Origin of the sequence: Streptomyces chumphonensis (assembly GCF_014779715.1) — a bacterium.
Classification (GTDB): Bacteria; Actinomycetota; Actinomycetes; order Streptomycetales; family Streptomycetaceae; genus Streptomyces; species Streptomyces chumphonensis.
Genome location: NZ_JACXYU010000002.1, coordinates 310,655 through 322,791 on the forward strand (window position 1 = coordinate 310,655; position 12,137 = coordinate 322,791).

Genomic DNA, 12,137 nt, shown 5'->3' on the forward strand with positions numbered 1-12,137 from the left:
TCCGGCCGCCGCCGCGCGGGCGACCACTCCCGCCGGGCCCCGCCGGGCCCCGCCGCCCCCGGGTGGTCCGGGTGGCACGTGCCGGTGAGCGCCTCATCGATCTGACGCTCGACTCCCCGGCGCTCGGCGGAAGGGGCGCGGTCCGGCTGCTCACCCCACGCGGCTGGTACCGGCGGCGCCACCTCGGCGCACGCTGGCCCACGCTCTACCTGCTGCCCGGGGGCGACGGCGACCATCTGTCCTGGACGGAGCACCACACCATCCACCGCCTGACGGACCTGCGGGACACCCTCGTCGTCATGCCGGACATGCCGCTGTACGGCTTCTCCACCGACTGGTGGAACCACGGCGTCGGCGGGCCGCCCCGAGTGGAGACCTACCACCTGGAGGAGGTCATGCCGCTGGTGGAGCGGCACTTCGGCGCCGGGCAGCGGCGCGCGGTGGCCGGGGAGTCGCAGGGCGGCTTCGGCGCCCTCTCCTACAGCGCCCGCCGCCCCGGCCTGTTCCGTGCGGCGGCGAGCTACAGCGGCTACGTCCACCCGCTCCGGCACCCGCACACCGTCCGGGCCGGGATGACGTACCTCGGCATGGACTGGCTCGCCCTGTGGGGCCACCCGGTGCGGCAGCGCGCGATCTGGGAGGCGCACGACCCCGTCCACCTCGCGCACCGGCTGCGCGGCCTCCCCGTCCACCTGTCCTGCGGCGACGGCCGGCTCGGGCCGCTCGACCCGCCGGGGACCGAACCCGACCCGGACATCCCCGGGCTGGAGAACCCCGACAACCCCTTCCCCGAGGACGTCTACTCCCCCACCGAAGCCATCATGCGGGAGGAGAACGAGACCCTGGCCGCCCACCTCGACCGAGTGGGCGCCCGCCTCAGCACGCACTTCCACCCCGGAACCCACGACCCCGCCTACTGGTCCCGGGAGTTCCGCAGGTCTCTGCCGACACTGCTCGCGGCCCTGCACGACTGACCGTTCGGGCACCATGCGGTGACGCGACGGGAACGCGCCGCTCCGGTGCGCCCGCACGTCACCCCACCCGTGTGGGTCCGCCCGTTGACCACGTACGTCGGCTCGTCCCCTTCCGCGACCATCGCTCGCCGCACTGCTCCCGCACGGCCCACCAGTGCGACTGAAAGGGACCCCCGTACCGCCGACACGATCGGCCCGCCAGGCCCAACCGCCGGCGGGGCACAGGGGTGACCTCATCGGCGGGCCCGGCGCCGGACACGGGGACCTGTCCGGCGGTCAGCCACCGAGCAAGGGGCACATCGCACTCGGGAAACAGAAGAACCCCAGCCGTGGCTGGGGTTCTCTTCGTGGTGTCCGAGGGGGGACTTGAACCCCCACGCCCGATAAAGGGCACTAGCACCTCAAGCTAGCGCGTCTGCCATTCCGCCACCCGGACCCGGTGCGTGCTCGCGCGGACAACGATACCAAGGTTTACGGGCGGGTCTCACCAGGGTTCACCGGGCTCACCGGCCGCCGTGCGGCGGCTACGCCCTGTCGACGGGGGCGGCACCGCGGGTGCGGGGAACGGGCCGGCGCGGCCTTCGTTCCGCACGCGAACAGTGTGGCCCACGTTTCTCCTGTTGCGGGGTTTTTGATGCGTTTTGCACCATGAGGGGTGGTTACCCGAATGGAGGCGTCCGAGGCGACAGCGATCCGCACCGATGCGGGCGGGCCTGCGGAACGCACTCCGGAGGAGGGTCGCTCATGCGGCACACGGCCGACGACGGGTCGGGCCGGGGGCGGAGTCGGACCGTCGCCGCGGCCGGGCTCCCGCCGGGCACGCGGTTCGGGCGAGCGGACGGAGCGCGATGAGGATTCCCCGGTTGGTCCGGGCCGCCGGCACTCGGCGGGCCCGGCGCAGGACACGCCTACGGAGGTATGACATGGCGACATCGGTGGGCCCGTCCCCGGGCGGACAGGTGGACGTGGAGCGGCTGGTCCGCGAGGAGATCCGGCGGGCGAGGTCGGAACTCCGGGAGGACGCGTGGCGGGCGCGGAAGACGGCCGGACTCTTCGGCGGCGCCGTGTTCGCCGGGTGCATGGTGCTCTGGTTCCTCTCCCTGACGCTGATGTTCCTGCTGTGGGGCGCGATGGACCTGCGCTGGGCCGCGCTGATCGTCACCGGCGTGTGGGCGGTGGCCGGGGCGGTCCTCTTCGCCCGGGGGCGCCGGGAGGTGCGCGGGACGCCGTCGATCGAGCGGACGAGCGGGCACACGACCGAGACGTCCGAGGAGGAGTCGTGAGGGGCGGGTCGCCGGCCCGCGCGTGACGGAGGAGGTGAGGGACAGGTCGCCGGTGCCGCCCGGGGGAACGCGGTCCGCGCGCCTGCCGACCACGCCCGTGCGGGACGGCCCGGGGCGGGCTCATCCGTAACCACCCAAGGGAGCAGACAAGTGATCACACGAGACCAGATCCCCAGTGTGCTGGACCATCCCGTGTACGCCTCCGACGGCCGCAAGATCGGCGAGGCCAAACACGTCTTCGTGGACGACGCCACCGGCGAGCCGGAGTGGGTGACCGTGAAGACCGGCATGTTCGGCTCGCACGAGTCGTTCGTGCCCGTGCGGGACGCACGGACGGTCGAGGACCACCTGGAGGTGCCGTACTCCCGGGACAAGATCAAGGGAGCACCGCACGTCGACATCGACAGCGGCGGGCACCTCTCCGAGGACGAGGAGCACCGTCTCTACGACCACTACGGCATCGACTGGGACGCCCACTGGCGCAAGGCCAACGAGCCGGGCGCGGGCGGCTGGGCCGCCCGGGAACGCGGCGGCGCGGGCGGCACGGGGGCCGCGGCCGGTGCGGGAGCCGCCGGAGCGGCGGGCGCGGCGGGAGCAGCGGCGGGCCGCGGCCGGCACCGCCGGGGCGAGCCGGAGGAGCGGACGGCGCCGGGAACCGCCGGGGCCGACGAGATGCGTGGAAGGGGCGACATGCGAGGACGCGACGACATGCGGGGACGTGAGGGCATGGGGGGCGGCACGGCCGGGGAGGGCGAGAAGCGGCAGCACGGGGAGCGTGCGCGGCGGGGCTCGGACGACGACTTCATGACGCGGTCCGAGGAGCACCTCGACGTCCACACCGAACGCCGCGAGACGGGCCACGCGCGGCTGCGCAAGTACGTGGTCACCGAGGAGGAGCAGATCTCCGTGCCGGTCCGCAGGGAGCAGGTGCGCCTGGAGCGCGAGCCGATCACGGAGGCCGACAAGGGCCGGGCGATGTCCGGTCCGGAGATCACCGAGGCCGAGTACGAGGTGACGCTGCACGAGGACCGGCCCGTGGTGGAGACGCGCGTCCAGCCCGTCGAACGGGTCCGGCTGCGGGTCGAGGAGACCACCGAGAACCAGACCGTGCGCGGGCGGGTGCGCAAGGAGCGCATCGACGCGGAGTCCGACACGATCGACGAGCAGGGCCGCACGCGCGGCAAGCCGAAGCCCTGACCCCGCGCGCCGCCGGGAGCCTCCCGGCGGCGGCATGATCCCGGTGGCGGGGAGGACCGCAAGCCCCTCCCCGCCACCGGTCGTCTCCGTGGGCGCCCGGGCGACGGCAGTCCTGCGGCTCAGGTGCGGCCCTCGTCCTCCTGCGCGGTCCGCAGGGTCGCGTCCGCGACGTCCGACACGGGCATCCAGTCGGCCTCGACCACCGAGAAGCCGGCCTCCCGGTACGCCGCGCACACTTGCGCGTCGTCGTCCACGACGACGGCGACGGTCCGCGTGGCGGCGAGTTCCAGGAGCAGTGCGCGCTTGGCCTCGCGGGCCGGCCGGTAGTCGCGGTTCCCGCGCATCCACAGGTCCCCGGCAGGCAGCCCGTGCGCGGCGAGCCAGCGTTCGGTGTCGCGGCGGCAGCGCTCGGGCCGGCCGGTGACGTAGCCGAGGTCGCACTCCTCGGCCCACCGCAGGGCCAGTTCCACGCCGGCGGCGAGCGGCGGGTCCTTCGGGGCCGCTCGGAAGAAGGCGTTCCAGTTCTTCGGCCGGCCGGTGAGGAAGTGCAGCCGGTGCCGGGCGTCGCTCAACGTGCCGTCCAGGTCGAAGACGGCGACGGGGCGCTGTTCGGTGACCATGCCGGGAGCGTACGCGCGGTCACGGGCAGGGCACGCCGTGACGGACAATGGTCGGCGTACGGGAAGCGGCGGTTCGACGGAAGTGAGCGCCATGGGCCGGGTCACCGAGAGGCGCCGGGTACTGCGGATCCGGGACGGGGTGGTCTCGGCGCGTCCGGACACCCTGACCGCCGAGGAGCCGCTGGAGATCCGGCTGAACGGCGAGCCGCTCAGCGTCACCATGCGCACGCCCGGGGACGACTTCGCGCTGGCCGCCGGGTTCCTGGTCGGCGAGGGGGTGCTGGCCCGGCGCTCCGAGCTGGCGAACGTCGTGTACTGCGCGGGCGCCACGGACGACGGGTCCAACACCTACAACGTCGTCGACGTGCGGCTCGCCCCCGGCGTGCCGGCGCCGCGTGCGGGGCTGGCCCGCAGTGTGTACACCACGTCGTCGTGCGGTGTGTGCGGCAAGGCGAGCCTGGAGGCCGTCCGCACGACCGCGCGGCTGCCGATGCCGCCGGACACCGCGCCGCGCGTCACGGCCGCCACCCTGAGCGCGCTGCCCGAACGCCTCCGGGCCGCGCAGCGTGTCTTCGACCGCACCGGTGGGCTGCACGCCGCCGCGCTGTTCTCCCCCGCCGGGGAGCTGCTGGACGTCCGGGAGGACGTGGGGCGGCACAACGCCGTGGACAAGCTGGTGGGCCGGGCCCTGCAGGAGGGACGGCTGCCGCTGTCGGAGGTGGTGCTGATGGTCTCGGGGCGGGCGTCGTTCGAGCTGGTGCAGAAGGCCGTGATGGCGGGCATCCCGATGCTGGCGGCCGTCTCGGCGCCGTCCTCCCTCGCGGTGCGGCTGGCGGAGGAGAGCGGACTGACGCTGGTGGGGTTCCTGCGGGGGACGTCGATGAACGTCTACACCGGTGAGGCGCGCCTGGTGCTCCCCGGAGGCTGAGCGGCCCCGGTCCGGGGTGTTCCGGGCCCGGGTGGGGCGGTGCGGGCGAGACGGCGGGCGAGGACGGCGCAGACGACGAGCTGCAGCTGGTGGAAGAGCATGAGCGGCAGCACGGCGAGCGCCGCGTCCGGCCCGAAGAGGACGGCGGCCATCGGCAGCCCGGCCGCGAGCGACTTCTTCGACCCGGCGAACATGATGGCGATCCGGTCCTCCCGGGCGAAGCCGAGCGCCCGCGACCCCCAGGCCGTCAGCGTCAGCATCACGGCGAGCAGCACGGCCTCGCTCGCGCCGAGGGCCGCCAGCCGTCCCGGGGTGAGCTCCCGCCACACGCCGTCGGTGACGCCCCGGCTGAACGCGGCGTAGACGACGAGCAGGATGACGCCCCGGTCCACCAGGGCCGTCGCCCCGCGGAGCCGGGAGACCCGGGAGATCCGGGAGACAAGGCGCCCGACGTGGCGCCGCAGGAGCTGCCCGGCGAGGAAGGGTCCGAGGAGCTGGGTGCCGAGCGCGCTGAGCCCGTGCGCCGAGAAGCCGGTGGTGGTGCCGATCAGGACGCCCGCCAGCAGCGGGGTGAGGACGATGCCGAGGAGGCCGGAGTACGTCCCGGCGCAGATCGCGGCCGGGACGTTGCCTCGGGCCACCGAGGTGAAGGCGATGGAGGACTGCACGGTGGAGGGCACGACGCACAGGAAGAGCAGGCCGTGCCACAGCTCCTCGGTCAGCACGTGCGGCACGAGCGGGCCGGCAGCCAGACCGAGGAGCGGGAAGAGGGCGAACGTGCAGGCGAGCACGGTCAGGTGCAGCCGCCAGTGACGCAGACCGGCGACGGCCTCCCGGGGGGCGAGCCGGGTGCCGTAGAGGAAGAACAGCAGCCCGACGCCGACCTGTGCGCAGGTGCCGACGGCCTCGGCGGCCGGCCCCCGGGCGGGGAGCAGCGCGGCGAGGGCGACGGTGCCGAGGAGCAGCACGACGAACGGGTCGCACAGGCGGAGCAGGCCGGACAGGCGGTGCGGGCGGGGCATGGCGGCCACTGAACCAGGCGGCGCGCGCCGCCCGCGGGCTTGTCCGGGGACAGAGATCGGTGCGGGTGGTGTGCAGATCCGGGGGACGGCGCCCGGAGATCTTCCGTGCGCGGTGCGACGAGGCCGTGCGCCGGTGGCCGAGCCGCCCGTATTCACCCCTACTGACCTGCGATGACCGCCTTTCCGGCGCCGGGTTGATCGGGTACGGTCGGCCTCGCCGTGCGCGCCGGTACACCCCCCACCCGCCGCACGGGCACCGAGGAGGACGGCTTCTTGCGCGAGATCTCGGCCCCGGCCGTGGCGTCGGCACCGCCGGTGGGCGGGCTGGCCGACTCCGTGTTCAGCCGTGCCGAGGCCGACCCCGAGGCGCCCCTGCTGGCCCGCAAGGACGCCGCCGGGCTGTGGCGGGACGTGAGCGCCGCGACCTTCCGGGACGAGGTGGTGGCGGTGGCGAAGGGGCTGCTGGCCGAGGGCGTCCGGTTCGGGGACCGGGTCGGGCTGATGTGCCGGACGCGGTACGAGTGGACGCTGCTGGACTTCGCCCTGTGGTCCGTGGGCGCCCAGCCGGTGCCGCTCTACCCGACCTCGTCGGCCCGGCAGGTGGCGTGGATCCTGCACGACGCCGACGCGAGCGCCGTGGTCGTCGAGCACGAGGACCACGCGATGACGGTCGGCTCGGTGCTCGACCGGCTGCCGGGGCTGAAGCGGCTGTGGCAGATCGACGCCGGAGCCGAGGCGTACCTCCGTGAGGCGGGTGCCCACCTGCCGGACTCCCTGGTGGAGCGGCACCGGATGGCTCTGACGCCGGACACCGCCGCGACCATCCTCTACACCTCCGGCACGACCGGGCGGCCGAAGGGCTGCGTCCTCTCGCACGGCAACTTCATGTCCCAGTGCGACAACATGCTCGGTGCGTACGAGAAGGTCGTCCGACCACGGCCGTCGGAGCAGCCGGCGACGCTGCTCTTTCTTCCGCTGTCCCACGTGTTCGGACGGATGGTGCAGGTGGCCGCCGTGCGCGGGGGCGTGAAGCTGGGCCACCAGCCGGCGCTGAGCGCGGCGGAGCTGCTGCCGGACCTCGCCGCGTTCCGGCCGGACTTCTTCCTCGCGGTCCCCTACGTGCTGGAGCGGCTGTTCCACTCCGCGCGGCGGCGGGCCGAGCGCGAGGGGCGGCTGACGGCCTTCGACCGGGCCGTGGACGTGGCCGTGCGGTACGCGGAGGCCGTCGAGGCGCGGGCCTTCGGAGAGGGCCCCGGACCGAGCGCCGGTCTGCGGCTCCAGCACCAGCTCTTCGACCGGCTGGTGTACGCCCGCTTCCGGGAGGCGCTGGGCGGCCGCTGCGCCTCGGTGATGTCGGGCGGCTCGGCGCTGGAGCGGCGGCTGGGGCTGTTCTTCGACGGGGCGGGCATCCGCGTCTACGAGGGGTACGGTCTGACGGAGACGACGGGCGCGGCGGTGGCCAACCCGCCGGGACGCACCCGCTTCGGGACGGTCGGCACGCCGGTTCCGGGGGCGTCGGTGCACGTGGCGGACGACGGGGAGGTGTGGCTGCACGGTGGTCAGGTCTTCGCGGGGTACCACAACGACCCGCCGGGAGGCGGGGAGACCCGCTACGAGGGCTGGCTGGCCACCGGCGACCTCGGCCACCTGGACGAGAACGGCTACCTGACCCTCACCGGGCGGAAGAAGGACATCCTGGTGACCTCCGGCGGCAAGAGCGTCTCCCCGGGCCCCCTGGAGGACCGGGTGCGCGCTCATCCGCTCGTGGCGCACTGCGTCGTCGTCGGCGACGACCGGCCCTTCGTGGCGGCGCTGGTCACCCTGGACCCGGAGGCGGTGGCGCACTGGCTGGCGCTGCGCCACAAGCCCGCGCTCGGCCCGCGGGAGGTGCTGCGCGACGCGGAGCTGGAGGCCGAGGTGCGGCGGGCCGTGCTGGCGGCCAACACGGCCGTCTCGCAGGCCGAGTCGATCCGCGCCTTCCGCGTACTGGGCACGCAGTTCACGGAGGAGAGCGGACTGCTGACGCCGTCCCTGAAGGTCAGGAGAACGGCGGTGGAACGCACGTTCGCCGCCGACATCGAGGCGATGTACGGGAGCCGGTGAGCATCACCCGCGGCCGCGCGGGAATGCGTGGAGGGAACCGGATGTTGTTGCTCCGGTAGAGACACGCACAGACCCTGACGGACGAGGTAAGGATTCTCCGCTCGATGAGCAGCGTTCCCAGCATCACTTTGCACAACGGCGTCACGATGCCGCAGCTCGGCTTCGGCGTCTGGCAGGTGCCGGACGACGAGGCGGCCACCGTGGTCACGCACGCGCTGGAGGCGGGCTACCGCAGCATCGACACAGCCGCCGTCTACGAGAACGAGAAGGGCACCGGGCGGGCCATCGCCTCCTCGGGCGTGCCGCGTGAGGAGGTCTTCCTCACCACGAAGCTGTGGAACAGCGAGCACGGCTACGACTCGACCCTGCGGGCTTTCGACGCCTCGCTGGACCGCTTGGGCACGGACTACGTGGACCTCTACCTGATCCACTGGCCGCTGCCGATGTTCGACCGGTACGTGGAGACCTGGCGGGCCTTCGAGAAGCTGTACGCGGACGGGCGGGTGCGGGCCATCGGCGTGTCCAACTTCCAGCCGCCGCACCTGGAGCGGCTGCTCGCCGAGACGTCCGCCGTTCCGGTGATCAACCAGATCGAGCTGCACCCGCGTCTCCAGCAGGAGCAGTCCCGCACCTTCCACGCCGCGCACGGCATCGCGACGGAGGCCTGGTCGCCGCTCGGCCAAGGCAAGGACATCCTGAACGACCCGGTGATCACCAAAATCGCGGAGCGGCACGGGAAGACGGCCGCGCAGGTCATCCTGCGCTGGCACCTCCAGCTGGGCAACGTGGTGATCCCCAAGTCGGTCACACCGTCCCGGATCAGGGAGAACATCGACGTGTTCGACTTCGAACTCCCGGCGGAGGACCTGTCCGCCCTCGCGGGGCTGGAGTCGGCGTCCCGGCTCGGCCCGGACCCCTCCGAGATGGACTGGACGGGCTGATCCCGGGCCCGGCAACCCCGGGACACCGTGCCGCGTCCGTGCGCGCCGCCGACCGACCACCGGTTCGGCGGCGCGCACGTGTGTGCCGCGCGCCCGGCCGGGACGTGGGTCGGCCGCGCCGGACGCCCCGGCGTCCGCCCGTCCCGGAAAAGCCGGGAAACACACCAATCCGCGCGGGCCCGAGCTCCGAAGCAGGGGTGAAGCCGGCTCTGGGAGGAATCACATGGCGTCCATCTGTCCGCTCCTCGACGTGCGGCCGGCCGCCGCGAGGCGGCCACGCTCGGTGCGTACGGGGAGGTCGGGGGCATGAGGGAGCCGGTCTCCATCGGTCTTCCGGCCGTGCCCGGACCCGATCTGCAGGAGCTGATGGGAGCGGTGGCGCGCGGGGACTCCGACGCCTTCGCCGGGGTCTACGACCGCGTGGCCGGGCCCGTCCTCGGGCTCGTGCGCAGCGTGCTGCGGGACCCGGCCCAGGCCGAGGAGGTGACGCAGGAGGTCCTGGTGGAGGTGTGGCGCCGTGCGGCGCACTTCCAACCGGAGAAGGGCAGTGCCATGGCGTGGATCATGACGATGGCCCATCGGCGCGCGGTGGACCGGGTGCGCTCCGCGCAGGCCGCCACCGACCGGGAGGAGAAGGCCGCCCTGCTGGCCCGTACTCCCGCCTTCGACGAGGTCACCGAGCAGGTCGAGGCCCGGCTGGAGCGCGAGCAGGTGCGACGCTGTCTGCGCACGCTCACCGAACGCCAGCGCGAGTCGGTGACCCTCGCCTACTACCGGGGCCTCACCTACCGCGAGGTCGCCGAGCTGCTCGCCCTGCCGCTGGGCACGGTGAAGACGCGGCTGCGCGACGGCCTCATCCGGATGCGCGACTGCCTGGGGGTGAGCGCATGACCACCGTCGACCTTCACACGCTGACCGGCGCCTACGCCGTCCACGCGCTGGGTGACGACGAACGCGACGCGTTCGAGCGCCACCTCGCGGTGTGCGAGCCGTGCGCGCAGGAGGTGCGGGAGCTGGCCGCGACGGCCTCCCGGCTGGGCCTGGCCGTCGCCACGACACCGTCCCCGGCCCTGCGCGAGCGGGTGCTGGAGCAGATCACCACCGTGCGTCAGGAGCCGCCCCGGGTGCCTCGGCAGGGGCGCGGGGCCGGGGCCGTGCGCAGCGGCCGCGGGCTCTCCCGTTTCGTGCTCGCCGCCTGCCTCGCGGCGGCCGTCGGGTTCGGCGGCGTCGCGGTGTGGCAGCACGGGGAGGCACGCGACGCGCAGCGGCGCGCCGAGCAGGCCCAGGACCGGTCGGAGCGGCTGGCGGAGGTGCTGGCCTCGGGGGACGCCCGGGTGATCTCCAACGAGCTGCCCGGAGGCGCCACCGCCACGGTCGTGGTCTCCTTGGAGCAGGGGAGGGCGGCGTTCCTCGCCTCCGACATGCCGCCGCCGCCCGAGGGCAAGGTGTACCAGCTGTGGTTCGACCACGAGGGCACGATGCGCCCGGCCGGTCTGATGGACCCCGGGGCGCGCGACACGGCGATGCTCATGGAGGGACCGCTGGACGGCGCCTCGGGCATGGGCATCACCGTGGAACCGCCCGGGGGATCCACCGAGCCGACCTCCGAGCCCGTGGCCGCCATGCCGTTCGGCGTCTGAGCCGTTCGTCCGCACCACCGGCTCCGGCCGGGAAAGGAGAGAGCCCCGGTGACCTCGGTGGCGATCGTACTGTTCACCTCCGACCTGCGGGTGCACGACCACCCCCCGCTGCGGGCGGCCCTGGACGCCGCCGAGCGGGTGGTACCGCTGTTCGTGCTGGACGACGGGGTGCGCCGGGCCGGCTTCACCGCGCCGAACCGGCTGGCGTTCCTCGCCGAGACGCTCGCCGACCTCGACGCGTCGCTGCGGGCGCGCGGCGGCCGGCTCGTCACACGGGAGGGCCCGGTGGTGGACGAGGTGTGCGCCGTCGTGCGGGAGACGGGCGCCCGGGAGGTGCACGTCGCCGCCGGGGTCAGCCGCTACGCGCTGGCCCGCGAGGAACGGCTGCGGCGGGAGCTGGGGGCACAGGGCTGTGCGCTGCGCGTGCACGACGGGGTCATCACCGCCGTGACGCCGGGCGCCGTGACGCCCGACGGCCGGGACCACTTCGCCGTCTTCACGCCCTACCTGCGGCAGTGGGAGAAGGTGAGGACGCGCTCCCCGCTGGGGGCGCCGCGCCGTGTGGAGGTCCCCGACGTCGGCTCGGCGAAGCCGCTCCCCGAGAACGTGCCGGGCGCCTCCGCGGGTCTACCGTCCGGCGGTGAGCGGGCGGGACGCGAGCGGCTCGACCGGTGGCTGTCCTCCGGCATCCGCGACTACGCGGAGCGGCACGACGACCTGGCCGGTGACGGGACCTCACGGCTCTCGCCCTACCTGCACTTCGGCTGCCTGTCCCCGCTCGAGGTCGTGCACCGCGCGCGCACGCGGGGCGGCGAGGGCGCCGAGGCGTTCGTGCGGCAGCTCGCCTGGCGGGACTTCCACCACCAGACGCTGCACGCCCGGCCCTCGGCGGCGCACGCCGACTACCGCACCCAGCACGACCGGTGGCGCACCGACGAACGCGAGGCGGCCGCCTGGCGGGACGGCGAGACGGGCTACCCCATCGTGGACGCGGCCATGCGCCAGTTGCGGCACGAGGGCTGGATGCACAACCGGGCCCGGCTGCTGGTGTCCAGCTTTCTCACCAAGACCCTGTACCTGGACTGGCGGATCGGCGCCCGGCACTTCCTGGACCTGCTGGTCGACGGGGACGTGGCGAACAACCAGCTGAACTGGCAGTGGATGGCCGGAACGGGCACCGACACCCGCCCCAACCGCGTGCTCAACCCGCTGACGCAGGCGCGCCGCTTCGACCCGGACGGGGCCTACGTGCGGCGCTGGCTCCCGGAGCTGGACTTCCTGCCGGGCCGCAGCATCCACGAGCCGTGGAAGGCGGACGGCGTCCCCTATCCCGCTCCCCTGGTCGAGCTCTCCGACGGCCTGGCCCGCTTCAAGGCCGCGCGCGGCAAGGACTGACCGCACGGCCGGACGGCACCTCCACGCGCCGTGG

At 74.0% G+C, this 12,137-nt stretch carries 11 protein-coding genes and 1 tRNA gene; 9 read left to right on the top strand and 3 right to left on the bottom strand.

The features are described 5' to 3' along the window. Nucleotides 1-71 precede the first annotated feature (71 nt). Entirely contained in the window at nt 72-974 is a 903-nt protein-coding gene (locus tag IF129_RS06655; protein ID WP_318153591.1) for an alpha/beta hydrolase, read from the top strand. Nucleotides 975-1,322: 348 nt separating this feature from the next. Here the strand turns inward: IF129_RS06655 and IF129_RS06660 are convergent. Then, a tRNA-Leu gene (locus IF129_RS06660) sits at nt 1,323-1,410 on the bottom strand. Between the two features lie 487 nt (nt 1,411-1,897). Here IF129_RS06660 and IF129_RS06665 point away from each other — a divergent pair. Beyond that, nucleotides 1,898-2,257: a phage holin family protein gene (locus tag IF129_RS06665; RefSeq protein ID WP_191208539.1), complete on the top strand. Its 360-nt coding sequence runs from the start codon at nt 1,898-1,900 to the stop codon at nt 2,255-2,257. A 150-nt stretch (nt 2,258-2,407) separates the two neighbouring features. After that, nucleotides 2,408-3,454, top strand: a complete 1,047-nt coding sequence (locus IF129_RS06670; protein WP_191208540.1) for a PRC and DUF2382 domain-containing protein — start codon at nt 2,408-2,410, stop codon at nt 3,452-3,454. A 119-nt stretch (nt 3,455-3,573) separates the two neighbouring features. Here IF129_RS06670 and IF129_RS06675 read toward each other — a convergent pair whose 3' ends face one another. Further along, nucleotides 3,574-4,074: a phosphatase domain-containing protein gene (locus IF129_RS06675; RefSeq protein ID WP_191208541.1), complete on the bottom strand. Its 501-nt coding sequence runs from the start codon at nt 4,072-4,074 to the stop codon at nt 3,574-3,576. Between the two features lie 91 nt (nt 4,075-4,165). On the opposite strand from IF129_RS06675, the gene fdhD reads away from it, so the two are divergent. Beyond that, nucleotides 4,166-5,002, top strand: coding sequence for a formate dehydrogenase accessory sulfurtransferase FdhD (gene fdhD / locus IF129_RS06680; RefSeq protein WP_191208542.1), 837 nt, complete (start codon nt 4,166-4,168; stop codon nt 5,000-5,002). Here fdhD and IF129_RS06685 read toward each other — a convergent pair. Next, nucleotides 4,963-6,024 carry a bile acid:sodium symporter family protein gene (locus IF129_RS06685; RefSeq protein ID WP_191208543.1) on the bottom strand — a complete coding sequence of 354 codons (1,062 nt, stop codon included), beginning with the start codon at nt 6,022-6,024 and terminating at the stop codon, nt 4,963-4,965. The two genes, fdhD and IF129_RS06685, sit on opposite strands and share 40 nt — an antisense overlap. A 273-nt stretch (nt 6,025-6,297) precedes the next feature. Here IF129_RS06685 and IF129_RS06690 point away from each other — a divergent pair, with 273 nt between their 5' ends. From IF129_RS06690 to IF129_RS06710, 5 genes are all read left to right on the top strand, one after another. Next, a complete protein-coding gene (locus IF129_RS06690) occupies nt 6,298-8,127 on the top strand; it encodes an AMP-dependent synthetase/ligase (protein ID WP_191208544.1) in 1,830 nt (609 codons plus the stop codon). 104 nt (nt 8,128-8,231) lie between these two features. Then, nucleotides 8,232-9,068 (top strand): aldo/keto reductase, encoded by an 837-nt coding sequence (locus IF129_RS06695; protein ID WP_191208545.1) that lies wholly within the window; start codon nt 8,232-8,234, stop codon nt 9,066-9,068. 306 nt (nt 9,069-9,374) lie between these two features. Next, nucleotides 9,375-9,959, top strand: a complete 585-nt coding sequence (locus IF129_RS06700) for a sigma-70 family RNA polymerase sigma factor (protein ID WP_191208546.1) — start codon at nt 9,375-9,377, stop codon at nt 9,957-9,959. Then, a complete protein-coding gene (locus IF129_RS06705; RefSeq protein ID WP_191208547.1) occupies nt 9,956-10,708 on the top strand; it encodes an anti-sigma factor in 753 nt (250 codons plus the stop codon). Before IF129_RS06700 ends, IF129_RS06705 begins: the two co-directional genes overlap by 4 nt. Nucleotides 10,709-10,756: 48 nt before the next feature. Continuing rightward, complete coding sequence (locus IF129_RS06710) at nt 10,757-12,103, top strand: cryptochrome/photolyase family protein (RefSeq protein WP_191208548.1); 1,347 nt, start codon at nt 10,757-10,759, stop codon at nt 12,101-12,103. The last annotated feature ends 34 nt before the right edge of the window (nt 12,104-12,137 follow it).

Coding starts and splice junctions, on each gene's coding strand:
- IF129_RS06665 (WP_191208539.1), top strand. CDS start 1,898: ATGGCGACATCGGTGGGCCCGTCCCCGGGCGGACAGGTGGACGTGGAG.
- IF129_RS06675 (WP_191208541.1), bottom strand. CDS start 4,074: ATGGTCACCGAACAGCGCCCCGTCGCCGTCTTCGACCTGGACGGCACG.
- fdhD (WP_191208542.1), top strand. CDS start 4,166: ATGGGCCGGGTCACCGAGAGGCGCCGGGTACTGCGGATCCGGGACGGG.
- IF129_RS06685 (WP_191208543.1), bottom strand. CDS start 6,024: ATGCCCCGCCCGCACCGCCTGTCCGGCCTGCTCCGCCTGTGCGACCCG.
- IF129_RS06695 (WP_191208545.1), top strand. CDS start 8,232: ATGAGCAGCGTTCCCAGCATCACTTTGCACAACGGCGTCACGATGCCG.
- IF129_RS06700 (WP_191208546.1), top strand. CDS start 9,375: ATGAGGGAGCCGGTCTCCATCGGTCTTCCGGCCGTGCCCGGACCCGAT.
- IF129_RS06705 (WP_191208547.1), top strand. CDS start 9,956: ATGACCACCGTCGACCTTCACACGCTGACCGGCGCCTACGCCGTCCAC.